The organism is Janthinobacterium sp. NKUCC06_STL, from assembly GCF_019345455.1.
Classification (GTDB): domain Bacteria; phylum Pseudomonadota; class Gammaproteobacteria; order Burkholderiales; family Burkholderiaceae_D; genus Janthinobacterium; species Janthinobacterium rivuli.
The window spans coordinates 1,607,789-1,630,441 of record NZ_JAHKQY010000001.1 but is presented as its reverse complement, the minus strand read 5'-3'; the positions used below and the strand labels follow the sequence as shown (position 1 = coordinate 1,630,441).

The window sequence follows — 22,653 nt, the reverse complement described above, 5'->3', positions numbered from 1 at the left end:
TGAATATGGAATGCGGGCATGATATCAGTTCGCGCCTTTCGGCTTGAGTCCCGGCGCGCCGCCGGCCGCATCGGGCGGCGCGAGCACCAGGTCGTGCGGATAGGTAAATTGCCAGTCCGCGTAGCGCTGCTTGCGGCGCAGGCTGGCGTCTTCATCGAGAAAATTATCCTGCTTGATGGGCAGCTGCGGCGACAGCGAATGGATGCCGACGATGCGTCCCTCCTGCCGCAGCAGACCCCACTCCGCCTTGCCCGTGACGGGATCCGCATACAGGCGGCGCAAGTGCCGCCGGGCGTTGGCAAAGCGCGGGTCGCGCAGCAGTTCCTGCAGGGTCAGGGGATAGCGGGGGCGCCCGTCGCCCGGCGTGCTGTCGTAGTAGCGGCCCAGCGCATTGCGAAATTCATGGCCGATGAACAGCAGCTCGCGCTCTTTCTCGCGCCGCGCGGCCGTGGCATGCAATTCGCTGGCCAGCACCAGGCCCACACCCATGAAGGCCACCAGCATCAGGGTCCAGATATATGCGAAGCCTTGGGCGCGGCGTCGAAAATCAGAGCTGCTCAAAGGGGATGCCCTCGCGCGTCTTGCCCTTGGCGCCGCTGCGCACGTCGGCCACGCCGCCGATCTCGCCATTCGGCGAAGGGATCAGCTGCCAGGTGGCGGCGGACTCCGTGACGGGGTCCAGCGGCACGCTGCGGAAGTAATGGTGGGTCACCAGGTCGGCCAGCGCGGCCGGATACTCGCCCTTGTCGGCATAGTATTTGTCCAGGCCGCTCCTGAGCACTTGCAGGTTTTCCTTCAGGGCGACTTCCTTCGACTTTTCCACCGAGCCGAAATAGCGGGGAATGGCGATCGTCAGCAGCAGCGAGATGATCGCCAGCACCACCAGCAGTTCGACCAGGGTAAAGCCGCGGCGAGGAGAAGAGGCTGGCATCGGGTTCACCATTGATTGAGCGGCACGCCGTTCAGGCCCACCTTGGTCGAGCGCGAGGCGACGTCGAACACGTCTTCGCCTTCGCTGGGATTGTCGGGCGGCGAGGCATAGGCGCGCTTGCTCCAGCTGTCGGCGGCGCTGCCTTCTTCCCTGGGCTGGAACGGGTCGCGCGGCAGGCGGCGAAGGAAATAGATGTTCTGTTTGGACGGGCTGCGCTGGTCGGGCACGCCCTCGACCAGTTCCTCGAGTTTTTTCGGATAGCCGGATGCGCCCAGCGACAGCTTGATGCGGCCATTGTCCGAGGCGCGCTTGTAGGCGTCGATCGCTTCGCGCATCTCGATCAGGGCGCTGCGCAATTGCTGTTCCTTGGACCGTTGCAATGCCACCTGCGCCATCGGCACGGCCACCGTGGCCAGGGTCGCCATGATGGCCAGGGTGATCATCAGCTCGATGAAGGTAAAGCCCCGCTCTTTCACTTGCCACCTCACTGGCCACCCTTGACCGTGGCCTTGTCGCCGGCGGCCGGAGCCTCGTCGCCGCCCGTCATGGGCGAGCCGCTGCGCGGCGCGGCTTGCTCCGGCGCGGCGATCACCTCGGGAGAACCGCCCACGCTGGCGCGGCCGCCCACGGAGGCATCGGTGCCCGAGTTGAATTCGGCCGTCGTCAGGTCCGGGCGGCGGATGCTGCGCAGCAGGCGCGGCGTGATCGACAGCACGATCTCGCTGCGCATGGCGTCGTCCTTCTGGCTGCCGAACAGGCGGTTCAGCACGGGCAGTTCGCCCACGCCCGGTACCTTGTTGGCCGTGCCCCGGTCTTCGTCGCTGATCAGGCCAGCCAGCACCTGCGTCTCGCCATCCTTCAGGCGCAGGACCGTCGAGGCGCTGCGCGTGCCGATCTGGTAAGCCTGCGTGCCCGTCTTGCTGATGACTTCCTTGACGACGTTCGACACTTCCAGGTTGATCTTGATGGCCACTTCGTCGTCCAGGTAGACGTTCGGTTCCACGTCGAGTTTCAGGCCCACGTCGATGTAGTTGACGCTGTCGGAACTGACGCCGTTATTCGTCGTGACGGTGATGACGGGCACGCGGTCGCCGATGAGGATCTTGGCTTTTTCCTTGTTGCGCACGCGGATGCGCGGATTGGCCAGGATATTGCTGTCGCTGTCCGTCTTGTTGGCGTTCAGGGTGACGCCGCCGATGCCCAGGTTGATATTGTCGCCATTGATGCGGTGCAGGTCCGCCACTTTCAGGCCACCCAGACCTCCCGTGATACCTGCAGCACCGGCCAGTGTCAGGCTGGCCTGGTCCGGCCAGCGCACGCCCAGCTCCATCAGGCGCGTGCGCTTGACTTCCAGCACCTCGACTTCCAGCATCACTTCCGGGTCGGCCAGGTCTTGCACGTTGATGATGCGCTCAGCCATGCGCACCATTTCCGGCGTATCGCGCAGCATGATGATGCCCAGGCGTTCATCCGTGACGACGTCCTTGGCCTTGAGCAGTGTCTTGATGGAAAACGCCACCGTCTTGACGTCGGCATTGGCCAGAAAGAAGGTGCGCACCACCAGCTGCTGGTAATCCTTCACCTTTTGCGGCGTGTTCGGGTAGATTGTGATCGACTTGTCGCTAGTGACGCTTTGCTCCAGCTGGTTGGCGCCCAGCAGCATGGCGATCGCTTCTTCGATGCTGGTGTCGCGCACGGAGATCGTGGCGCGCAGCGCGGGATCGACTTCCTTGTCGAAGACGAAGTTCAGGCCAGAGACCTTGCTGATGAAGTCGAACACGGAACGCAGCGGCGCGTCGCGAAATTCGAGGGTCACGGGTTTGCGGTAGGCGGCCGCCAGCTTGCCGCCGGCCGGCAGGCTTTTGGATTGCGCCTCGCCGATGCGGCTTTTCAGGGCCAGGGCCTCGCGCTGCGCGGGGCGCTCCTGCAGCACCTGGCGCAAGGCTTCCTGCGCCTGTGCGATATTCGCTTCGCCGCCGCGCTGGTAGCTGGCCTGCGCTTCCTGCACCAGCTTGCGGTGCCGTTCATCCTGCGCCACGCCGGCAAGGCCCCGCTGCGCCACGTCGTTGCTGGCGTCCAGCGCCAAGGCCTGCTGGTACAGCGCTTGCGCTTCGGGCAGCTTGCCCTGCTGGCGCAGCGCTTCCGCAGTGCCATTCAGCTTGTTCAGCGCGCGCATCCTGCCATTCGTGACGGCGATGCGGTACTTGGCGTTGGTCGGCTCGGCTTGCGCCGCCTGTTCCAGCAGGGCCAGGCCCTGTTCCGTGCGGCCCGCGCCCAGCATGGCCTGGGCATCGTTGTAGGCCTGGTTGCCGGCGCAGGCGGCCAGCAGGGACAGCACCGGCAGCAGGGCGATGAGATTACGAGACATACGTGCGGCGCATCGTTTCAATTGAGGTCCCCTACGGCGAGTGTCTGTTTCAGGTTGAGCGGCAGATAGGTAAATTGCAGGGCGCCCTGCACCACGCCGTCGAAGCGGTAGCGCTCTTCGAGCGTGTCGCCTGGGCGCGCCACGACATTGCGTTCGCCCGCCTGCAGGAAGTAGGCCGCCTTGCCTTCGTCGACAAAGCGGCCCAGAAATTGAAAGGGCAGCGGTGGCGGCGCGTTCGCATCCACGCGGGCAGCGGGCAGCGCGGCCTGGGCTGCCTGCTGGTCGAGCATGATCTTTTTCGGCGTCTCTGGCTGCCAGCTTTGCTTGGCGAACAGGGTGGCCGCTTCCTCGTCTTCCAGCGCCCGGCGCGGTTCGATGGCCAGCGCGCGATGGGTTGGCGGAATGGTGGCTGCGGCGAGCGGCGCGACCGCCACCCGCTCCACCTGGCGCGTGGTGGCCGTGGCCGGTCCCACGATGCTGCCTTCATCCTCGGGCGCGAAGAGGGCGGCCAGCAAGGTCGCCACGGCGGCGCCTCCCAGTACGGCTTTTTTCATCTGCGCGCCTCCGCTTTTTTCACCAGCAGGATGAACTGGATGCGCGCGTCGATCTCGCCCGCCTCGATTTGCTCGCGCTTGAAGAGCACGGAGTCCAGGGTCAGGGTGGGCAGCGCCTGCAGGGCATCGACGATAAAGGTTTGCAGCTGCGCGTATTCGGCTTTCACGGGCAGGGTGATCTGGTAGCGCAGGAAGGCCGTGTTGCCGTCTTCCTGCGGCTTGTAGTCGGCCTTGGCCAGGGTGACGCCGCTCTTTTGCGCCACGTCCAGCAAAGCTTTCAACTGGTCGGGAATGCTGTCATGTGCGGGCAGGTAGGCGTGAAAGGCGGCCAGGCTGTCGGCATCCGCGTCGAGCGTGATTGCTGGCTGCGGCAGTGCCGATTGTCTGGCAGCCGTGGCCAGGTGCGCCGCCAGTTGCTGCTGGCGTTCGGCCAGCGCATCGCCCTGCTGCATGGCGAAAGCGGCCAGCGCCAGGCAGGCTGCACCGAGCGCGCTGGGCCAGCCCAGGGTGCGCCCCAGCCGCTGCGCTTCCCACGCCAGGCGCGGCGGCATGCGCAGCTGCAGGCGTGGACGGGCCACCGGTGTGCCGGCTTTGAATACGGGTTTTATTGCCGCCATTGTGCCTCCAGCTGAAAACGGTAAGGGTGTTCGGGGGCGTTCGCATTCATCTCATGTTTGAGCAAGTACACGGAACTGAACATGGGCTGCTGGTTCAGGAAGGCCAGGTAGTTGAGCATGTCCTGCGGCGTCTCCGCTTCGGCGGCGATTTTCAGGACGCTGGCGCCATCCTGTCCCTGCTGCGCGTTCAGGTCCAGTCCCAGCAAGGCCACGCGCACGTCGCGCGGCGCCTGCACCGTCTTGACCAGGCGCGTGACGGGCAGATTGAGCTGGCGCACGGCGGCGGCCACCTGTTTCAGTTCGAGGTCGCGTTCGCGTTGCTGGCTCGCCGACAGGGGCGCGCGCACGGGACGCGCTGGCTGCAGCTGCGCCAGTTGCGTTTCCAGGCGCCGCGTTTCCTGCGCCTGCACCAGCCAATATCCGGCGGCCGGCAGCAGCATCAAGCCGCCCGCCAGGCACAGGACCAGGCGCCAGCCCTTGAAGGTCTGCACCGCGCCGGGTGGCAAAAATTCCAGGCGGCTCAGGCCCATGCGGCCTCCCGCATCAGGTGGGCGCCGCTGGCCACGGCGATGGGCACGAAGCGCTCCGGCACGTTCGCCTGCGGCACGCCGCTCAGGTCGAGCAGCGCCACCTGTTCGATGGTGTCCAGTTGTGGCGCGCGCAAGTTCCAGCGCCGCCACGCGCGGTCCAGTTCATCGCCCCAGGCGGCGTCGCAAGACTGGCTGTGCAGGGCCGTGATGCGCCCGCCGCCCGTCGTTGCCAGCAGCAGTCGTCCCGCTTCCACCAGGGCGAAGGCGGCCGGTTTGCCGCCGGCGATGCTGCGCCAGGCCGGTCCGACGATGGGTTCAATGGACAGGCAGCGCCGGCCATGCGCGGTCGCCGCCTCCTGTACGCCTTGCAGCAGGGCCGCATCGATGCCGCAGGCCAGGCGCGGCTTGCCATAGGGCGCATCGTCGGCGGTCAGGCGCCAGGCGCGCGCGCCATCGCCGTAGACGGCGGCGAACTGGCTGTGCAGGAAGCGCTGCGCGCTGGCCGCATCGAGCAGGGCGCCGCTCCACGGCACCATCAGCATGGCGCACCAGCGGCTGGCCAGGCTGACGGCCAGCGGCAGTTTTTTGCCGCCATCCTGTTCGAGCCAGCCGCGCAGGGCGGCCAGCGCCACTTCCCAACTGGCGTCGGGGTTCGCAATGGGCAGGTGGAAGGTGCTGTCCGCCACGGGACGGCCGGCGCGGCGCAGCACGCCGTGCAATTCGTGCGGCGCCAGGTGCAGGCAGACGGTGGCGCGGGTAAGGCGTTCAATAAGTGACACGATTGAGCTCCGCTAAAGTGGTTTCGCCGCGCCGCACCAGGTCCAGGCCCGCTTCGCGCGCCAGGCGAAAGCCGTTGCGCGCCGCTTCTTCCTTCATCTGGCTCAGGGGCGCGCGCGTGCAGATCATTTCGCGCATCGCGTCGCTGAGCATCAGCACTTCGGCGACGGCCTTGCGGCCCTTGTAGCCGGTGCCGCGGCAATGGCCGCAGCCCTTGCCGGCCATGAATTGCCAGTCCTGCACCTGGTGCAGGGCCAGGCCGCTGTCGCGCAGCTGCTGCGCATCGGCCAGCACCTCGGCGCTGGCGTCGATGGCGCAATGGGCGCAATTGAGGCGCAGCAGGCGCTGCGCCACGATGCCGTTCAGGGCCGCCGCAAAGCTGTAGGCGTCGACGCCCATGTGCAGGAAGCGTCCCACCACGTCGAAGACGTTATTCGCGTGCACGGTGGTAAACACCAGGTGACCCGTGAGCGCGGCCTGCACGGCGATCTGCGCCGTTTCGTCATCGCGGATTTCGCCGATCATGATCTTGTCGGGATCGTGGCGCAGGATGGAGCGCAGGCCGCGCGCGAAGGTCAGTCCCTTTTTTTCGTTGACGGGGATCTGCAGCACGCGCGGCAAGCGGTATTCGACAGGGTCTTCGATGGTGACGATCTTGTCGCGCCCCGTATTGATTTCCGTGATGGCCGCGTACAGGGTGGTGGTCTTGCCGGAACCCGTGGGCCCCGTCACCAGCAGCATGCCGTGCGGCTTGGCGGCCAGGCGTCGGATCTGCTCGATGGCGTCCTCGTTCAGGCCCAGGCTTTCCAGGCGCAGCGCCTGCGCCGCCTCCGTCAGCGCGCGCCGGTCCAGCAGGCGCAGCACGGCGTCTTCGCCAAAGATATTGGGCATGATGGAAACGCGGAAATCGATCTCCGCCCCTTTCACGCGCACCTTGAAGCGGCCATCCTGCGGGATACGGCGCTCGGCGATGTCGAGATCGGCCATGACCTTGATGCGCGAGATGATCTGTTCGGCCATCGCCAGTCCCTGCACCTGGCCCGCCTGCACCAGCACGCCGTCGACGCGGTATTTGATGACCAGGCTGGCCACGTCGCATTCGAGGTGGATGTCGCTGGCCTGGAATTTCAGGGCGTCGTAGATGGTGGAGTTCACCAGTTTGACCACCGGGCTGCTGTCTTCGCTGATGCGAATGAGCGAGATGTCTTCGATGCTCTGGTCGAGGCCCGGTACATCATCGCCATGCTGCATTTCCTGCATCGCCTGCTGCACGCTTTCCTGCTGCAGCAGATAGGCGGCCAGGTCGTCCGGGTGCGCCAGCGCCACCGTGAAGGGCGTGGACAGGGCGAAGTCCGCCCACTGCAGCAAGTCTTCGGCAAACGGGTTGCCGATGACGAGCACGGGCGGCGCGCCGGGAACGCCAGGTTGCAGCAGCACGCAGTCGCGCTGGGCGCAATCCGTGTAGGGCAGCAGGGCAAAGGCGGGCAAGGCCGCCTGCAGCTCGGCCATCGTCCAGGCCGGGTAGCGGAACAGGGCGGCCAGCTGGCGCAAGAAGACTTCGGGCGGCAGGGCTGCCGTTTCCTGCAGCACGGCCATTTGCGGGCGGCCTTGCGCCAGCGCGCTGGCGTGGGCCCGGCGCAGCATGGCGGCATCGAGCACGGCCCGTTCTTCGTCGCGTGCGTTCATGGCAGGCACCACATGGTAAAAACCGTCACGATAAGCTCCCCGCCAGTTCAAAGATCGGCATGTACATCAGCACCACCACGCCACCGATGACGACACCGATGATGGTCATCAAGAGCGGTTCGAGCAGGCGCGACGCCCAGTCCACCCAGCGGGCGAATTCCTCGTCGTGGAACTTGGCCGAGCGTTCCAGCATGTCGCCCAGGCGTCCCGTGTTCTCGCCCACTTTCAGCAGCGATTGCGCCACCGGCGTGGCCATGCCGGCCTGTTCCAGCGCGGTGGAAAACGGCATGCCTTCCTGCACCGCGCGGCGCGCCTGCGCCAGCTGCTCCTGCTGCGCCGGCAGCAGCATGGGCGCGACCATGGCCAGCGCCTTGTGCAGCGGGATGCCGGCGTGCAGCAGCAGGCTGAGGGCACGGTAGAAGCGCGCCAGGCGAAATTCCGCCGCCTTCTCCGCCAGCACGGGCAGGCGCAAGAGGCGCAGCACCAGCGCCATGCGCATGGTGCGGTTGGCAATACCGAACACCACGGCGGCCACCACGGCGGCCAGCGCGCTGGCGCACAGCAGCGGATGCGCGGCCAGGGTCTGGCCAAAGCCCAGCAGCATTTGCGACATCCACGGAATCTCGCGGCCCGAACTTTCGTAGACGACGCTGAACTTCGGCACCACGTAGCCGAGCAGGAACAGCGTCACCAGGCCGCCCACGACGAGCAGCATGCACGGGTAGATGGCGGCGGAAATGAGTTTTTTGCGGATGGCGTCGAACTGCAGCTGGTAGCCGACGAAGCGGGCCAGCGCCTCGGGCAGGTTGCCCGAGCGTTCGGCCGCATGCACGGTGGCGATGTAAATGTCGGGGAAGATGTCGGGAAAATCGGCCAGGGTGTCGGAGAAGCTTTGCCCTTGCTGCAGGGTGAGCACGATGGCGGCCAGCGTGGCCCTGGCGCCTGCGCGCGTTTCCTTGTTGTGCAGGGTGGCCATGGCCTCGCCCAGGTTCAGGCCCGCTTCGAGCAGGGCCAGCAGCTCCTGGCTGAATTGCAGCAGGGGCAGGCCCTGTTTGCCCGGACGCGGCGCGGCGCCCGCGTCCGGCGCGGCGCCGGCGTCGACGGCCAGCACGCGCCAGCCGCCGCGCACGGCCGCGCGGATCGCCTCGGCCTCGCTGGCGGCGTCGATGGCCAGCGCCTGACTGCCTGCGGGGCCCTGCACCTGGAGGTGGAACTGCATGATCGCGTCAGGCGAGCATGGCGGCGGGCGTAAAAATAGACAGGCTGGAATGGGGGAAAGCGCGTGCGGACAAGGTCGAAGTAGGCATCGGTCAGGAACCATCCAAAAAAAGTTCAATTCGTCGCGGGTACCGGCAGCAGGCAAGAGGCAATCACTGCCTCAGGGTAGACTGGAATTGCCAGGAAATCAATCGTGCCGTGCGGGCAAGCCTTGCATCGATGGCTTGCCCGCATGTTCAGCCGCTTACTGGGTAACCAGGCTGACCTTGTCGATCACGAACGAGGTTTGCAGCGATGCGTCCTCGGTCGCGGCAAACGAGATCTGCACGGTCTGGCCCTTGTAGGCGATCAGGTCAAACGTGCGGATCTGGTAGCCGGCCGCCTTGTTCACGTTCGAGTACGAGGCCAGGGTGCCCAGCACCGTGCCGGCGCTGTTCTTCACGGTGACGACCAGCTTGTCGTACACGGTATTGCCCGTTTCAGCCGTGTCGATATGCAGTGCGAAGCTCAAGCTGGCCGAAGTGGCGGCAGCCGGAATGGCCACGCTTTGCGTCAGCGATTCGCTGGCCGTGGCGCCATTGCCGCCCAACCAGGCGTACTTCGTGCCTTCGTACGCGGTTTGGCCCGTGAAGGTGCCGATGGCGCCCGTGGTGCCGCTCCAGCCCGTGGCGCCGGACTCGAATCCGCCGTTCGTCACGCGCTCGGTGGCGCTGCTCGTACCCACCGTCAGCGTGGCGTTGTTCGACGTGGCCGTCACGGCAGGCGAGGACGAATCCGTCACCGTTGCCTTGAACACGGCGCCGCTGTCGGCCGCCACGGCCGTGAAGCTGTAGGCAGGCGACGTGGCGCCGCTGATCACGGCGCCGTTGCGGAACCACTTGTAGGTGTACGGTGCCGTGCCGCCGCCCGCGCCCACGGCGAACGAGGCGGTGGCGCCCGGTGCGACGGTGATGCTGGCTGGCTGGCTGGTGATCGTCACCGCGCCGCCCGTCGTCGATTCATCGACGTCGGCGCCCACGTTGATGGCCGCATACGCGCGCTTGACGGCGATCGATTCGGCGCTGCCCACGCCATACAGTTCCTCGGCTGCCTGCAGCACCTTGTTGCGCGCGTCGGCGTAGTTGGTCGACGAGGTGAACTTGGTGGTGGCGGCCTTGAACCAGATGCGGTAAGCCTTGTCGCTGCCGATACCGGTCATGGCCAGCGGGCTTTTGTTCAGGTAGGAGCTGTAGTAGTCGCTGCTCGATGTGGAGTTCGAACCTTGCGACAGGAAGTAGAACATGCGGTTGTTCGGGCCGCTGCTGTAGTGGACGTCGAGGTTCTTGATGGTGCTGCTCCACGCATTCGGGCTGCTGCCATCCTTGCTTGGCTTGTACAGCCAACGCAGCGGCTGGCCATTCTTGGCGATTTCCTTGCCCGTCATCCAATCGTTGCCCGTGTTGGGGATGGTCGTGCCCGTGCCGCCGGCGCGCGCATACGCTTCCACCATTTCACCGGCGATGTCCGAGCTCGATTCGTTCAAGCCGCCCGATTCCTGCGAGTAGATCAGGCCCGAGGTGGCGTCCGTGATGCCGTGGCCCATTTCGTGGCCGATCACGTCAATGGAGCCGAGGTTGTTGAACGAGCTGCCGCCGTCGCCGATGTACATGCACTTGCAGCTGCTGTCGTAATAGGCGTTGTCATAGGCCGTGTTGACGTGGGCGGCGATGTGGGTGGCCGTGTTGTTGCCGTCCAGGCTGGACCAGCCCAGCACGTTCTTGTGCGTGTCGTAGGTGTTCATCAGGCCCCACATCGCGTTTACGGCCGCCGTCTGGCCGTTGGCGTTGGTGGTGCTGCCGCCGTTGATGTATTGCTGGCCGTCGCCCCAGGTGTTGCTGGTGCTGCTGTACACGCTGCCCGAGGTGGTGCCGTGGTTGGCGTTCGTGATGGCCATGCCGCCGAAGCTGCCGCCCGTGCCGCGGCTCTGGTCCTTCATGGTGTAGGTGCTGCCCGTGAGCGTGGTGTTGAGCGGTACCTGGCCGTTGTACTGGCTGTTGCCGATGCCGGCCACGGTTTTCAGGGCTTTCCATTGACGCAGGATGCGGCCATCCCTGCCGCTGACGACGGTGTCGTAGTAGACCGGTTTGCTACCGCTGATCATGCGCGTTTGTACCAGGTAGGCCAGCTCGTAGTGGTCGACCACGTCCTGCACGTCGAGGGCGTTCAGCGCGGCTTCCGACTTGTTCTCGGCGCCGGCTACGCGCACGGTTTTCATGACGGGGTAGATCAGCAGCTGCGCATGCGGCGGCACGTGGTCGACGGCCTGCACGCCGATGCTTTTCACGGCGGCGGCGATGGCGGCGGCGGCGCTGACGGCCGGCGTGGTGTCGATATCGGTGGTGGCGCTGCGGGTGACGGAATTGACGCCGCCGCTACCGAGGCCGGAAGCGCGGTCCGACACGGATTCGCTGACGATGTCGCCGGCGCTGTTGCTGACCACGACCGTCTCGGAACCGAAAACGGGCAAGCCCTTGTAGGTGTGCTGCACGCGGCTCACGCGCGTGCCGCTGACGCCCGGATGCTGGGCGCCGACGGCAAAGCCATGCTCGGTATTCAAGCCGCGGCTGCGTGCCTGTGCGGCCAGCTTGTTGACCAGGCCGGCGTTCTCTTGTGGAGAGGCCAGGGTCACCGGGGCAGCCATCAGGGTCTGTGGCAGCGGCGTGGCGGCGTACGCCGTGGTGGCCATCAGCGGCAGGGCGGCGATGGATGCGGCAACTATCGTCAAACGTAAATTCATTTCTGCTCCATGGTATCGGTTAAGGAAATGGTGAATGAGCTGGCCGCGATGCCTGATGGCCACCCCGGCGTGCCTGACAGGCGGATAGCCTGCCGTTTTGTGGTGGCGTGACGCCGGGTAGGGGGACACTAAACTTGTCGAGATCGCCATGTCAAAAAATTCAAGAAATGGGTCACCAGGCGAATTTTTGTTAAGAATTGAACATTTATCGACACAGCATCATCGGAAAGTTTGATCTACCACAAGCTGCAACTTTTGTTTTGGACTACTTCCCCTAATGGCGCGCTCTGTTGGAAAAACACTGTTGCATTTTCTAAATGTTGCGATCTACACTAGCTCTTCGCATTGTCCCCAGTGGACCAGGCGACGACAAAAAAAGCGCACGCGGCAATGACCGCGTCCAGATACAGCGCATCGGGAAAAAAATCGGGAGTTTCACATGACGTCAGTTCTGTTTTCTGCTGTTGGTTTCAGCCATTTCCCCTCTGGAGCGGCATTCATGCTGCATCCGCCTTCCTAGCCGCCGCCAGCCGGCTCTTCCCCCGCGAGGGGGGCTTTTCAGTGAGTCCGACCGCGCCGCCCGGCGCGGCCGCTGGCGCAGTGCATCCTTTTTTCAGGAAGGGTTGCCGGCTCCTGGTGCGTGCACCGGAATCACCGGCCTGACGAACTATGCTTTCGATAGCGACCAAAGTGGAACAGATCGTGATGGAATCGGCCTTTCTCAGCGAGGGATTGGGCCGCGGCTTGCTGAACCTGTCGGAACTGGCGCGCCAGCTGCAGCCGCAATTGCAGAGCGACTTATGGAAACCGGTGGGGCAGGCCGCCGTGGTGATGGCGCTGCGCCGTCTGGCCGAACGGATGCCGCAGCAGAAAAGCGGCGAGATCGTGCTGGCGCACCGCGCGGGAGAACTGTCCACGCGCAGTGAATTGATGATTTTTACCTACCGTTATTCCGACCAGACCTATGACTGCCAGCGCCAGTTGCTGGCGCTGGCCGCGCCCCAGCGCGGCACTTTCATTACCGTCACGCGCGGCGTCAACGAGGTGATGGTGATCTGCAGCCGTTCGCTGCATGCGCTGGTGGACGAGGTCTTTGGCGGCGAGCAGGAACTGGCGCGCCTGGAGCGGGTGACGGCCGTGACCCTGCACCTGGCGCCCGAAACCTGCTATACGCCGGGCGTGTATCACGCCATCCTCAAACGCCTGGCCTGGGAGCGCATCAACCTGATCAACATCATCTGCACCTATACGGAACTAACCTTGCTGCTGGAGGCGTCGCAGACGGGGGCCGCCTTTTCCGTGCTGTCGAAAATCGTCGCGCAATGAGAAAGGCTCTGTCCCCGCTAAATAGGGGAAGTCCCAGGAATCTTCCTGTGCCCCTGCTGTCTGACTGTACATCGCAGACAAACGGGAGCCTTCCATGCAGCCAAGCCAGTGGAAAACCTTCATTGCCCAGTTCGCCGCACTGAACCGCCGCCAGCGACAGGCAGGCATTGCCCTGCTACATGGCAGCGCGCTACACGATGCGACCGTCGCGCTGCTGGAAAATGTGGCCCAGACGCGATTGGCCTGCCCCGCCTGCAACAGCAATCATGCGCACCGGCACGGCCATGCACACGGACTGCAGCGTTATCGTTGCGTGCCATGCGGCCGCACCTTCAATGCGCTCACCGGTACGCCGCTGGCCCGATTGCGGCATAAATCGTTGTGGCTCGACTACGCCAATTGCCTTCTGGCATCCGACTCCGTGCGCAAGGCGGCGTTAAAGCTGGGCGTACACCGCAACACCACGTTCCGCTGGCGTCACCGTTTTTTATCGCTGGCAAAGACAGACCGTCCCCATCGCCTGCATGGTATTGCCGAAGCGGCCGAATTGTATGTGCTGGAATCGGAAAAGGGATCGCGGCATCTGACGCGTCCGGCCCGCTGCCGGGGTGGCCATGCCCACAAGCGCGGCATTTCCAATGAACAGGTTTGCATCCTGGTAGCGCGCGACCGCACAGGACAAACCCTCGATTTCGTTACGGGTAAAGGCGCGTTGACGAAAGCGCAGTTGCATCATTGCCTGTTGCCCGTCATCGACAAGGACATCTTGCTGGTCACCGACGGCCATGCCGCCTACCGGGCCTTCGCTCGAGAATCGGGCATCAGTCATCAGGCCGTTAACTTGCGCGCCGGCATCCGCGTGCAGGGTGCCGCCCATGTGCAGAACGTCAACGCTTATCACAGCCGACTGCGGCAATGGCTGGGTCCCTTTCACGGCGTCGCGACGCGCTACCTGCCGAACTACCTGGGCTGGCGCTGGATACTAGATGCCGGGCGCATCCGTTCGCCAGAAACATTATTGAAGGCAACGCTGGGAGCGTTTCCACACCTGACGGTGACATAGCCATGAAAAACGCCCCGCTGCAGCGATGCAGCGGGGCGTCAGGCAGAGTAGTCCCTGCTTATTTTTCCAGCTGTGTACGCACGCGGGTGATCGCGGCGCGGACCTGGCGTGGCGCGGTGCCGCCCACGTGGTCGCGCGCGGCCACGGAGCCTTCCAGGGTCAGCACGGCAAACACGTCGTCGTCCGTCAACGGGGAAAACGCGCGCAACTGCTCCAGCGACAGGTCGGCCAGGTCGCAGCCGGCGTCGACGCAGGCGCGCACGGCCAGGGCCACCGCTTCATGGGCGTCGCGGAACGGCAAGCCCTTTTTGACCAGGTAGTCGGCCAGGTCGGTCGCCGTGGCGTAGCCCTGCAGGGCCGCCGCGCGCATCGCTTCCGGTTTCACCGTGATGCCGCCAGCCATGTCGGCGAAGATGCGCAGGGTGTCGATGACGGTGTCGACGGTGTCGAACAGCGGTTCCTTGTCTTCCTGGTTGTCCTTGTTGTAGGCCAGCGGCTGGCCTTTCATCAGGGTCAACAGGCCAATCAGGTGGCCGTAGACGCGGCCCGTCTTGCCACGCGCCAGTTCCGGCACGTCCGGGTTTTTCTTTTGCGGCATGATCGACGAGCCGGTGCAGAAGCGGTCGGCGATGTCGATGAAGCCGATGCGTGGGCTCATCCAGATCACCAGTTCTTCGGCCATGCGCGACACGTGCATCATCAGCACGGCGGAGGCGGCGCAAAATTCGATGGCGAAATCGCGGTCCGAGACGGCGTCAAGCGAGTTGTGGCAGACGTCGTCAAAGCCCAGCGTTTTTGCCACGCGCAGGCGGTCGATGGGGAAGGTGGTGCCGGCCAGGGCGGCGGCGCCCAGCGGCAGGCGGTTGACGCGCTTGCGGCAGTCGGCCATGCGCTCGGCGTCGCGGCCGAACATTTCGACATACGCCAGCATGTGGTGGCCGAAGGTGATCGGCTGGGCCACCTGCATGTGCGTAAAGCCGGGCATGATGGTGTCGGCATGCTGCTCGGCCAGGTCCGTCAGCGCGCTGCGGAACGTCGCCAGCAGGGCGGTGATGTCGTCGATGGCGGAACGCACGTACAGGCGGATATCGGTCGCTACCTGGTCGTTGCGCGAACGGCCCGTGTGCAGGCGCTTGCCCGCATCGCCTACCAGTTCGGTCAGGCGTTTTTCAATATTCAGGTGGACGTCTTCCAGGTCCAACAGCCATTCGAACTGGCCGGCGGCGATTTCCTGCGAGATTTGCGTCATGCCGCGCTGGATTTCCGCGTAGTCGGCCGGGCTGATGATGGCTTGCGCATGCAGCATTTCCGCATGGGCCAGCGAACCTTCGATGTCGAACAGCGCCAGGCGCTTGTCAAAAAATACAGAAGCTGTGTAGCGCTTGACGAGGTCCGAGACCGGTTCGGAAAACCGGGCCGACCAGGCTTCGCCCTTTTTGGAGAATTGATCAGTCATGAAAGAAGTCCTTTAGTGTAGGGCGATTATAAACAAGGTTGGCCGGCGGTAGGGCTTTTAGGGGCTTGCAGGGCGCTGAAATGGCCAGGAATGGGGCTGGCAAGCGTCAAATGCCACGGCGCGGGTACGTTGTACGTTCCATCCCGGCTGTTTGTATTCTGTCCCGCGAATCGTGCGTTTGGTCGCAATCCGATGGCGGTTCAGGGGGGATCGGCCTACAGTTCAATCATCGCAGCACACAACCCGCCACTCAAAGGACATCATCATGAACATCGCTAAAAACATGGAAGCCATCTTCGTCGCCATCATCGCCATCGCCGCTGCCACCAGCCTGGCCACCGCCGCCGTGCCGAAGTTCCGCGCCGCGCCGGCACCGATCGCCGCCATCACCGCCAGCGCCGGGCAAGTCACCATGCACACCGTGTACGTCAGCGCCAAGCGCCTGAGCGCGGAAGAAAAAGCCGCCCTGTAAGCGCGGCAGTGCAATCGAGGCAGAATCAGCAGCATCCGTAGTCACCACATCGCACCGGCAGCAAGCAGTACAGCATCAGCGGCAATCGGAACGGGCGGCGCCCCCGTTTCCTTTTCAGCCCAGGCGGAACGCGAGCTTCCCGCCATCCTCAGCATTTTTCAGCCTGCCATCGGCATCGCTCAATGGCGTGTTCCGTTTTACTGCCAGTGCATCAGGCACGGCGGAATCAATAGCAGCAGCGCCAGCACCAGGTAAATCAGCTGCAGCGGAATCATCCACTTGGCCCACGTAATCCAGGGCACGCGCGCCAGCGCCAGCACGCCGACGGTGATGCCGGACGTGGGGATCATCGGCGTGGTGAATTCGCCGAACTGGAAAGCCAGGATGGCGGTCTGGCGCGTCACGCCCACCAGGTCGGCCAGCGGCGCCATGATCGGCATGGTCAGCGCCGCCTGGCCGCTGCCGGAATGGATGAAGAAGTTGATCACCGACTGCATGAAGAACATCTTTTGCGCGGCGAAGACGGGGCTCGACGACGCCACCAGGGGCGTCAATGCATGCAGCATGGTGTCGATGATCTGCGCGTCGCGCGCCAGGATCATGGTGCCGCGCGCCAGCGCGATGACCAGCGCCACGCTGACCATGTCGCGCGCGCCCTGTACGAACGACGCCACCAGGCTGTCCATGTCGAGCCGGCCGACCAGGCCGACGACGATGGCCATCACCAGGAACAGGGCGGCGATTTCATCGATGAACCAGTCGTACTTGACGACGCCGACGACCATCGTCAGCAGGGTCGCCATGAAAATCCACAGCACCGCGCGATGCGTGCGCGTCATGCCGGCAAAGCTGCTCAGGTCCAGTGTGTGCTCGCTGCGCTTTTCGATGTCGAGCAGGTAGGTCGGGCTTTTTTCCGGGTGGCGCTTGATGCGCGCCGCGTACCACATCAAGAACACGATGCTGACCGCCGTGGCGATGGCCCACACGATCAGGCGGTAGCCGATGCCGGAAAAGATGGGCACGCCGGCGATACCCTGCGCGATGCCGACGTTGAACGGATTCAAAAAGGCGGCGGAAAAGCCCACTTGCGAGCCGATGAAGGGAATCGACACGCCCGTGATGGTGTCATAGCCCAGAGCCAGGGCCAGCGGCACGAAGATCAGGATGAAGGGAATCGCTTCCTCGTTCATGCCGAAGGTGGCGCCGCCCAGCGAAAACATGGTGAAGAACACGGGGATGATGGCGGCGCGCACGAAGCGCGAACTGGTGTGCGCCTTGGCGATGGCCTTGATCAGCGAATCGAAGGCTTCCGTTTTTTGCAGCACGGCGAAGGCGCCGCCGACGATCAGCACGAAGCCGATGATCAGGCTGGCGTCGACGAAGCCCTTGATGGGTGCCATCATCAGGGCGGCGAGTCCCTGCGGCTTGTTGTCGACGTAATGAAACGTGCCGGGGATGATCAGCTGTTTGCCATTGACCAGTTGGGTGTCGAATTTCCCGCCTGGCACCAGCCACGTCGCCAGGGCGATCATGGCCAGAATGCCGCACAGCAGGACGAAAGTATTGGGGAGCTTGAATTTTCTCATGGGTGTCACTTATTGGCTCAGCAGGCTGCCGCCGCGGAAGGCGACGGTGCCTGCGACCTTGCCAACGTTCATGCCGCGCAGGACGTGGCGGTGGGCGCTGCGCGCAAAAAAGACGCCGGCAACCGTGCAGCGCAAGGTCGTCGTCTCGCCGCTGACTGGGTCGATCAGGTCGGCCACGGCGTCGCCGGCGGCCAGCACCTCGCCCATTTCGCGCAAGTAGACCAGCACGCCGTGATGCGGCGCGAGGATCGGTTCCACGCCGGCCAGCGGCGTGGGCTCGCATTGCGGTGCGGGCAGGTCGTCGCCGGCGCCGGCTATCTCCAGCACGCCCTCGATGGCGAGAAAACGCAGCAGGGCGGTGGCGTCGCGTTCGGCCAGGGCGTAGCTCACTTCCACTTCGCCGCGCAACTCGACGGTGGTCGACAGGCAGGCGGCGGGAATCGGATAGCGGCCGCCGAAGTGCGCGTCGAGGTCCCACCACAAGCGGCTGCAGGCTTCGTCGAACGGCTCTTCGCCGGCCGCCAGTTCCAGCAGCACGGCGCGCGCGCCCAGGAGCGCGGACAGGGGCGCGATCTGCGCCGCCAGCGGCGTGCCCGTGTAGATGTGCAGGGCCGCCTCGTTATCGCAATGCAGATCGAGCACGATGTCGGCGTCGATAGCCATGCCCAGCAGGGTTTTCTTCAAGGTCTCCGCATCCGTGCCCGGCCGCCAGGCGGCGACGGCGGCGCGCGCATGCTCGCGTATCAGGGCCACATTGGCTTGCGCATCCTGTCCCAGCAGGCCAGCCAGCGTGGTTTTCAGTTCATCGGCCACGTGGCGGTAGGCGCGGTTGAAGTTGATGCCGGTGGTCAGGTCGAAGCGGCCGAACGGCGCGCCATGGATGGCTTGTGCCAGGCCGATCGGGTTGGCGGCCGGCACCAGGATGATTTCGCCGTGGATCTTGCCGGCCGCTTCCAGCGCCAGCAGTTCGCGGCGCAAAAATTGCGACACCAGCATGCCCGGCACCTCGTCCGCGTGCAGCGCCGCCTGGATGTACACTTTTTTGCCGCTGCGGCTGGTGGCGGCCGCGGCGCCGAAGTGGAAACTGCTCAATTGGCACGCTACGCTGGCGTGCGCGGTGGAGATGGGATGCTGTTGTACTTGCATGGTGGGTGCCCCGAAAAGGTGCATGGTTGATGGATTTCGGTCGATTATGTAGCAATATTTTCACGAAGTAAATCAATGAAAATCCTTTTACAAATATTTGTTGAGTTTTCTTTTTGATATGAGTACAGTAAGTTCCAGCGACCCGATTTCGCCTTCCGCCAGTGATCCGCAGTCCCCAAGAATACAGGCCGCCAGTAATATGAGAGCATCCGCCAGTCCTGCCAGAAGCAGCGCCCCCAAGCCACTTGCCACCGCGCTGGCGTCGCCCGACGCCGCCTTCGCGCAATCGCCGCTCGGGCAGGCGCTGATGCACGTGCTGGCCGGCGGCTCGGCTTCGCAGCGGCAGATCGCCGACTACCTGCTGCGCAACCAGATGCGGGTGACGGCGCTGGGCATCGAGGAACTGGCCGACAGCTGCCAGGTATCGACCGCTACCATCAGCCGCTTCGCGCGCGATATCGGCCAGAAGAATTATTCGGCCATGCGCGGCGCCATGGCCGAAACCCTGCAATCGCTGTTGCAGCCGGTCGACAAACTGCGCCGCACGATAGAACGGCGCGCGCGCGCCACCTCGCCTGTCACGCAAAGCCTGGAATATGCGGCCGCGAACATCGCCGCCACGTCCGATGCCCTGTCGCCGCACGCCATGCAGGCCGTGGTGCGCCGCCTGACGCGCGCCAGGGTCGTGTATGTGATGGGTTTTGGCCTGTCGGCCAATCTGGCAGGCATGCTGGTGCAGCATCTGCAGCCGTTTTGCCCGCATGTGGTGGAAGTGGTGGGCATCGGCGGCTCGGAAGTGGCGGCCGGCCATCTGGTCAACCTGACGGCGCACGACGTGCTGGTGGTGATCTCGTTCCCCCGCTACACGCTCGACTGCATCGGCCTGGCCAGCTTCGCGCGCGACCGTGGCGCCTGCATCGTGGCGCTCACCGATTCTCCTGCCTCACCCCTGGCCGAACTGGCCGATCACGCGCTGTATGCGCAAAGCACGCATCCCGTCCTGCCCAGCAGCGCCAGCACGGCGCTGGCCATGATCGAGGCGCTGGCCGTGGCGCTGATGGTATCGAACAAAAAGAACGTGGAAAAAGCGGCCCGCCTGAGCGACGTCATCGCCGCCTATCTGTACGGCGGCGAGCATGGGGTGCAGGGCTCCCGGAAAACAGCTTCAAAGCAACGCAAGGCGGTCGCAAAATCATTATAAAAATCAGGCATCATTATTGGGGAGAGTGGCAATGCAGATGAAAAGACAGGACGGTGGCTCCTTGCCGCGCGAGTCGGTGCTGGCGCAAGGCGTGCGCCTCGCGCTGGGCGCACTGAGCGTGTCGGCGGCGCTGGGCATGCTGGCCGGCGGCGCGCAGGCGCAAGAGCAGAAACAGGAGCCGGTGCGGGATGAAGAGCCTGCGCCGAAAAAAATGCAGCGCGTGGAGATCACGGGTTCGGCCATCAAGCGCCTGGAATCGGAGACGGCGCTGCCGGTGCAGGTCATCACGCGCGCCGAGATCGAAAAAGCGGGCGTGACGACGGCGGCAGAGCTGATGGCGCGCGTGTCGGCCAACGTGGGCGGTCTGACCGATGGCGCCAGCATCAATATCGGCGGCGACCAGCGCGGCTTCAACAGCGCCAACCTGCGCGGCGTGGGCACGTCGTCGACCCTGGTGCTGCTCAATGGCCGGCGCATGGCCAACTTTGCCTCGCCCGGCGACGACGCGGGCGTGGACTTGAACAACATCCCCGCCGCCGCCCTGCAGCGCGTGGAAGTGCTGCTCGACGGCGCCTCGGCCCTGTACGGCACGGACGCCATCGGCGGCGTCATCAATTTCATCACGCGCAAGGATTACCAGGGCGTGGAGCTGAACGTCTACGGCAGCCGCACCGATGAAGGCGGCGCGGGCAAGCGCACGGCCAGCATCACGGCCGGCACGGGCGACCTGGCCACGGATGGCTACAATGTCTTCGCCGTGGTCGACCTGCAAAAAACGGACCGCCTCAGTTCCTCGCAGCGCAAGTTCATTTCAAACCTGCAGGTACCGCAGCGTCTCGGGCATTTGCTGTCGAGTTTTACCAGCCCGGCGAATATCCGCCTGTCGGGGGAGCAGCGCGACTATTTGCAGGAGAATGGCTTCCTGCTCAATGGCCAGCCGATTACCAACCGCCAGATCAATCCGTCGATCCCGAACTGTTCGCCGCCGGCCAACCTGTACCTGCCGGCGGGAACGGGCGGCGTCGATGCCTGTACCTATGACTACATGGGCGACACGGAACTGTATCCGAAGACGGACAAACAGAACCTGCTCACGCGCGGCGTGCTGAAACTGAGTAACGACCACCAGCTGTACGCGGAAGTGGCGCTGAGCCGCTCGCGCAGCTATTACGTGGGTTCGTCGGCGCGCGTGATCGGCTATCTCGATTACAGCAAGGTGCCGCAGCTGGCCAATACCGGCCTCGATAGCATCGTCGACGAAGACGGCAATCCGACTGCGCGCGAACTGGAGCTGCGCATGCGGCTGAACGAGGCGGGCATGCGCACCAGCCAGTTGACCAGCGAGAGCCAGCGCTTCGTGGTAGGCGCCAGCGGCACGCTCGCTGGCTGGGATTACGACGTGGGCTTCAATCACAGCGTCAACGTCGTGAAGGACCGCGATACGCATGGCTACGTCCTGTACGACAAGCTGTTGGATGGCATCGCCTCCGGCGACATCAACCCGTTTGGCCCATCGGGCGCGAAGGGCAAGGCGCTGCTCGACAGCATCCAGGTCAATGACGAAGTACGGCATGCGCGCGGCACCATGGATGCGCTGGACTTCAAGGCATCGCGCGCGCTGATGGCCTTGGGGGGCGGCGACATGGCGCTGGCCGTGGGTGGCGAAGTACGGCGCGAGCGCACCGAGTTCCGTCCTTCGGCGTTGCTGATGAGCGACAACATCAACAACGACGCGGCGCCCGAAGGCGGCGTGGCCACCAGCGACAGCCGCAAGGTGCAAGCCATCTACAGCGAATTGCTGCTGCCGTTGACCAAGCAGTGGCAGGCGCAGTTGTCTGGCCGTTACGACCATTACCAGCAGGTGGGCGGCGCCCTCAGTCCGAAGATCGGCCTGACCTACATGCCCAGCAAGCAGGTGCTGTTGCGCGCTTCGGCCGGCAAGGGCTTCCGCGCACCATCGATGTCCGACCTGCACCGGCCCACTGCCTACAGCAGCACGGCGACCCTGCCCGATCCCGTGTATTGCGCGAGCGAGAACAATGATTACTCCGTCTGCGCCGATAACTGGGATACGCGCCGCTACAGCAACGACAAGCTGAAACCGGAGCGCAGCCGCCAGTTCACGGCCGGCCTGGTGCTCGAACCGAGCCAGCACTGGACCTTCAGTGCCGACTACTGGAACATCAAGCGCACGGACCTGATCAGCGAAATCGGCGACGACATCATCCTCGGCAACCTGGCCAAGTACGGCGACCTGGTGCACCGCGATGAAGACGGCTTGATCGACTACATCGAGCTGCGCAAGGAAAACCGCGGTGCGCAAAAGGCGGCGGGTATCGATATCACGGCCGACCTGCATGGCGTGAAAACGGCGTGGGGACGCTTTGGCGCGCACCTGAGCGGCACATATGTGCTCGATTCAAAAATCCAGACCAGCCCTGGCGAGGTCTTTATCAGCAACCTCAATAAATTCGTCACGGAAGGCGTGGTGCAGCGCTGGCGCCATACGATCACGCTCGATTGGGACAACGGCCCGTATTCGGCCAGCCTGTCGAACACGTATTCGAGCGGCTACGATGACCAGAATTCGGCCATCAACACGGACGATGGCAGCGTGGTCAAACCGAACCGGGTGAAGGCCTACACCTTGTGGGACATGTCGGGCGCGTACGCCGTCAGCAAGCAGTTCAAGCTGCGCGCGGGCATACAGAATCTGTTCAATACCAGCCCGCCGTATTCGAACCAAGCCTATTTTTTCCTGTCCGGCTATGACCCGAGCTACACGGATCCGCGCGGCCGGCGCTTTTATGCGAGCGCCAATTACAGCTTCAAATAAGGCGGAAAAGCAGGAGATACCGCAACAGCGCTGTCATATGCAGCAAGTAGTATTGCAGTTTGATGCAGTTGGGTTGCAAGCAGCAGTATTGGCAGCAAGGGCGCGTGCCT

General features: G+C 64.4%; 19 protein-coding genes. 5 read left to right on the top strand and 14 right to left on the bottom strand.

Translation table 11 applies throughout. The features are described from left to right. Positions 1 to 24 precede the first annotated feature (24 nt). From KO539_RS07370 to KO539_RS07320, 11 genes are all read right to left on the bottom strand, one after another. Positions 25 to 561 (bottom strand): type II secretion system protein, encoded by a 537-nt coding sequence (locus KO539_RS07370; RefSeq protein WP_257626128.1) that lies wholly within the window; start codon positions 559 to 561, stop codon positions 25 to 27. After that, positions 548 to 931: a type IV pilin protein gene (locus tag KO539_RS07365; RefSeq protein ID WP_257626127.1), complete on the bottom strand. Its 384-nt coding sequence runs from the start codon at positions 929 to 931 to the stop codon at positions 548 to 550. Before KO539_RS07365 ends, KO539_RS07370 begins: the two co-directional genes overlap by 14 nt. 5 nt (positions 932 to 936) lie before the next feature. Next, the gene (locus KO539_RS07360) at positions 937 to 1,407 is read right to left on the bottom strand and encodes a type II secretion system protein (RefSeq protein ID WP_374106348.1); all 471 of its coding nucleotides are present in this window, start codon (positions 1,405 to 1,407) and stop codon (positions 937 to 939) included. An 8-nt stretch (positions 1,408 to 1,415) separates the two neighbouring features. Next, positions 1,416 to 3,299, bottom strand: coding sequence for a secretin and TonB N-terminal domain-containing protein (locus tag KO539_RS07355; protein WP_219308138.1), 1,884 nt, complete (start codon positions 3,297 to 3,299; stop codon positions 1,416 to 1,418). Positions 3,300 to 3,316: 17 nt separating this feature from the next. Continuing rightward, a complete protein-coding gene (locus KO539_RS07350; protein WP_219308135.1) occupies positions 3,317 to 3,853 on the bottom strand; it encodes a hypothetical protein in 537 nt (178 codons plus the stop codon). Continuing rightward, positions 3,850 to 4,470 carry a type 4a pilus biogenesis protein PilO gene (gene pilO / locus KO539_RS07345; protein ID WP_219308133.1) on the bottom strand — a complete coding sequence of 207 codons (621 nt, stop codon included), beginning with the start codon at positions 4,468 to 4,470 and terminating at the stop codon, positions 3,850 to 3,852. The genes KO539_RS07350 and pilO overlap by 4 nt, the downstream gene beginning before the upstream one ends. Continuing rightward, a complete protein-coding gene (locus KO539_RS07340; protein ID WP_219308131.1) occupies positions 4,458 to 5,000 on the bottom strand; it encodes a hypothetical protein in 543 nt (180 codons plus the stop codon). Before KO539_RS07340 ends, pilO begins: the two co-directional genes overlap by 13 nt. After that, entirely contained in the window at positions 4,991 to 5,779 is a 789-nt protein-coding gene (locus KO539_RS07335) for a hypothetical protein (RefSeq protein ID WP_219308129.1), read from the bottom strand. Before KO539_RS07335 ends, KO539_RS07340 begins: the two co-directional genes overlap by 10 nt. Further along, positions 5,766 to 7,463, bottom strand: a complete 1,698-nt coding sequence (locus KO539_RS07330; RefSeq protein ID WP_219308127.1) for a GspE/PulE family protein — start codon at positions 7,461 to 7,463, stop codon at positions 5,766 to 5,768. Before KO539_RS07330 ends, KO539_RS07335 begins: the two co-directional genes overlap by 14 nt. Positions 7,464 to 7,488: 25 nt before the next feature. Continuing rightward, positions 7,489 to 8,682 carry a type II secretion system F family protein gene (locus tag KO539_RS07325; protein ID WP_219308125.1) on the bottom strand — a complete coding sequence of 398 codons (1,194 nt, stop codon included), beginning with the start codon at positions 8,680 to 8,682 and terminating at the stop codon, positions 7,489 to 7,491. A gap of 243 nt (positions 8,683 to 8,925) precedes the next feature. Further along, positions 8,926 to 11,457, bottom strand: a complete 2,532-nt coding sequence (locus KO539_RS07320; RefSeq protein WP_219308124.1) for a M4 family metallopeptidase — start codon at positions 11,455 to 11,457, stop codon at positions 8,926 to 8,928. A 669-nt stretch (positions 11,458 to 12,126) separates the two neighbouring features. Between KO539_RS07320 and KO539_RS07315 the strand changes: the two genes are divergently transcribed. Continuing rightward, positions 12,127 to 12,783, top strand: coding sequence for a hypothetical protein (locus tag KO539_RS07315; RefSeq protein WP_035822266.1), 657 nt, complete (start codon positions 12,127 to 12,129; stop codon positions 12,781 to 12,783). 94 nt (positions 12,784 to 12,877) lie between these two features. Beyond that, positions 12,878 to 13,846 carry an IS1595 family transposase gene (locus KO539_RS07310; RefSeq protein ID WP_219308122.1) on the top strand — a complete coding sequence of 323 codons (969 nt, stop codon included), beginning with the start codon at positions 12,878 to 12,880 and terminating at the stop codon, positions 13,844 to 13,846. A gap of 58 nt (positions 13,847 to 13,904) precedes the next feature. Here KO539_RS07310 and argH read toward each other — a convergent pair whose 3' ends face one another. After that, the gene (gene argH / locus KO539_RS07305) at positions 13,905 to 15,302 is read right to left on the bottom strand and encodes an argininosuccinate lyase (RefSeq protein WP_219308120.1); all 1,398 of its coding nucleotides are present in this window, start codon (positions 15,300 to 15,302) and stop codon (positions 13,905 to 13,907) included. Positions 15,303 to 15,567: 265 nt separating this feature from the next. Between argH and KO539_RS07300 the strand changes: the two genes are divergently transcribed. Continuing rightward, positions 15,568 to 15,774: a hypothetical protein gene (locus KO539_RS07300; protein ID WP_219308117.1), complete on the top strand. Its 207-nt coding sequence runs from the start codon at positions 15,568 to 15,570 to the stop codon at positions 15,772 to 15,774. A gap of 197 nt (positions 15,775 to 15,971) precedes the next feature. Here KO539_RS07300 and KO539_RS07295 read toward each other — a convergent pair whose 3' ends face one another. Further along, positions 15,972 to 17,360 carry a YfcC family protein gene (locus KO539_RS07295; RefSeq protein WP_176387343.1) on the bottom strand — a complete coding sequence of 463 codons (1,389 nt, stop codon included), beginning with the start codon at positions 17,358 to 17,360 and terminating at the stop codon, positions 15,972 to 15,974. A gap of 9 nt (positions 17,361 to 17,369) precedes the next feature. Beyond that, entirely contained in the window at positions 17,370 to 18,506 is a 1,137-nt protein-coding gene (locus KO539_RS07290) for a succinylglutamate desuccinylase/aspartoacylase family protein (protein ID WP_219308116.1), read from the bottom strand. 199 nt (positions 18,507 to 18,705) lie between these two features. Between KO539_RS07290 and KO539_RS07285 the strand changes: the two genes are divergently transcribed. Continuing rightward, positions 18,706 to 19,707 carry a MurR/RpiR family transcriptional regulator gene (locus KO539_RS07285; RefSeq protein ID WP_219308115.1) on the top strand — a complete coding sequence of 334 codons (1,002 nt, stop codon included), beginning with the start codon at positions 18,706 to 18,708 and terminating at the stop codon, positions 19,705 to 19,707. Positions 19,708 to 19,738: 31 nt separating this feature from the next. Then, on the top strand, positions 19,739 to 22,543 hold the full coding sequence (locus tag KO539_RS07280; RefSeq protein WP_219308114.1) for a TonB-dependent receptor: 2,805 nt from the start codon (positions 19,739 to 19,741) through the stop codon (positions 22,541 to 22,543). Positions 22,544 to 22,653 lie beyond the last annotated feature (110 nt).

Excerpts from the sequence above, each read along its gene's own strand:
- KO539_RS07355 (WP_219308138.1), bottom strand. The coding sequence starts at position 3,299 with ATGTCTCGTAATCTCATCGCCCTGCTGCCGGTGCTGTCCCTGCTGGCC.
- KO539_RS07340 (WP_219308131.1), bottom strand. The coding sequence starts at position 5,000 with ATGGGCCTGAGCCGCCTGGAATTTTTGCCACCCGGCGCGGTGCAGACC.
- pilO (WP_219308133.1), bottom strand. The coding sequence starts at position 4,470 with ATGGCGGCAATAAAACCCGTATTCAAAGCCGGCACACCGGTGGCCCGT.
- KO539_RS07300 (WP_219308117.1), top strand. The coding sequence starts at position 15,568 with ATGAACATCGCTAAAAACATGGAAGCCATCTTCGTCGCCATCATCGCC.
- KO539_RS07365 (WP_257626127.1), bottom strand. The coding sequence starts at position 931 with ATGCCAGCCTCTTCTCCTCGCCGCGGCTTTACCCTGGTCGAACTGCTG.
- argH (WP_219308120.1), bottom strand. The coding sequence starts at position 15,302 with ATGACTGATCAATTCTCCAAAAAGGGCGAAGCCTGGTCGGCCCGGTTT.
- KO539_RS07315 (WP_035822266.1), top strand. The coding sequence starts at position 12,127 with ATGCTTTCGATAGCGACCAAAGTGGAACAGATCGTGATGGAATCGGCC.
- KO539_RS07285 (WP_219308115.1), top strand. The coding sequence starts at position 18,706 with ATGAGAGCATCCGCCAGTCCTGCCAGAAGCAGCGCCCCCAAGCCACTT.
- KO539_RS07290 (WP_219308116.1), bottom strand. The coding sequence starts at position 18,506 with ATGCAAGTACAACAGCATCCCATCTCCACCGCGCACGCCAGCGTAGCG.
- KO539_RS07320 (WP_219308124.1), bottom strand. The coding sequence starts at position 11,457 with ATGAATTTACGTTTGACGATAGTTGCCGCATCCATCGCCGCCCTGCCG.
- KO539_RS07325 (WP_219308125.1), bottom strand. The coding sequence starts at position 8,682 with ATGCAGTTCCACCTCCAGGTGCAGGGCCCCGCAGGCAGTCAGGCGCTG.
- KO539_RS07310 (WP_219308122.1), top strand. The coding sequence starts at position 12,878 with ATGCAGCCAAGCCAGTGGAAAACCTTCATTGCCCAGTTCGCCGCACTG.
- KO539_RS07350 (WP_219308135.1), bottom strand. The coding sequence starts at position 3,853 with ATGAAAAAAGCCGTACTGGGAGGCGCCGCCGTGGCGACCTTGCTGGCC.
- KO539_RS07330 (WP_219308127.1), bottom strand. The coding sequence starts at position 7,463 with ATGAACGCACGCGACGAAGAACGGGCCGTGCTCGATGCCGCCATGCTG.
- KO539_RS07295 (WP_176387343.1), bottom strand. The coding sequence starts at position 17,360 with ATGAGAAAATTCAAGCTCCCCAATACTTTCGTCCTGCTGTGCGGCATT.
- KO539_RS07280 (WP_219308114.1), top strand. The coding sequence starts at position 19,739 with ATGCAGATGAAAAGACAGGACGGTGGCTCCTTGCCGCGCGAGTCGGTG.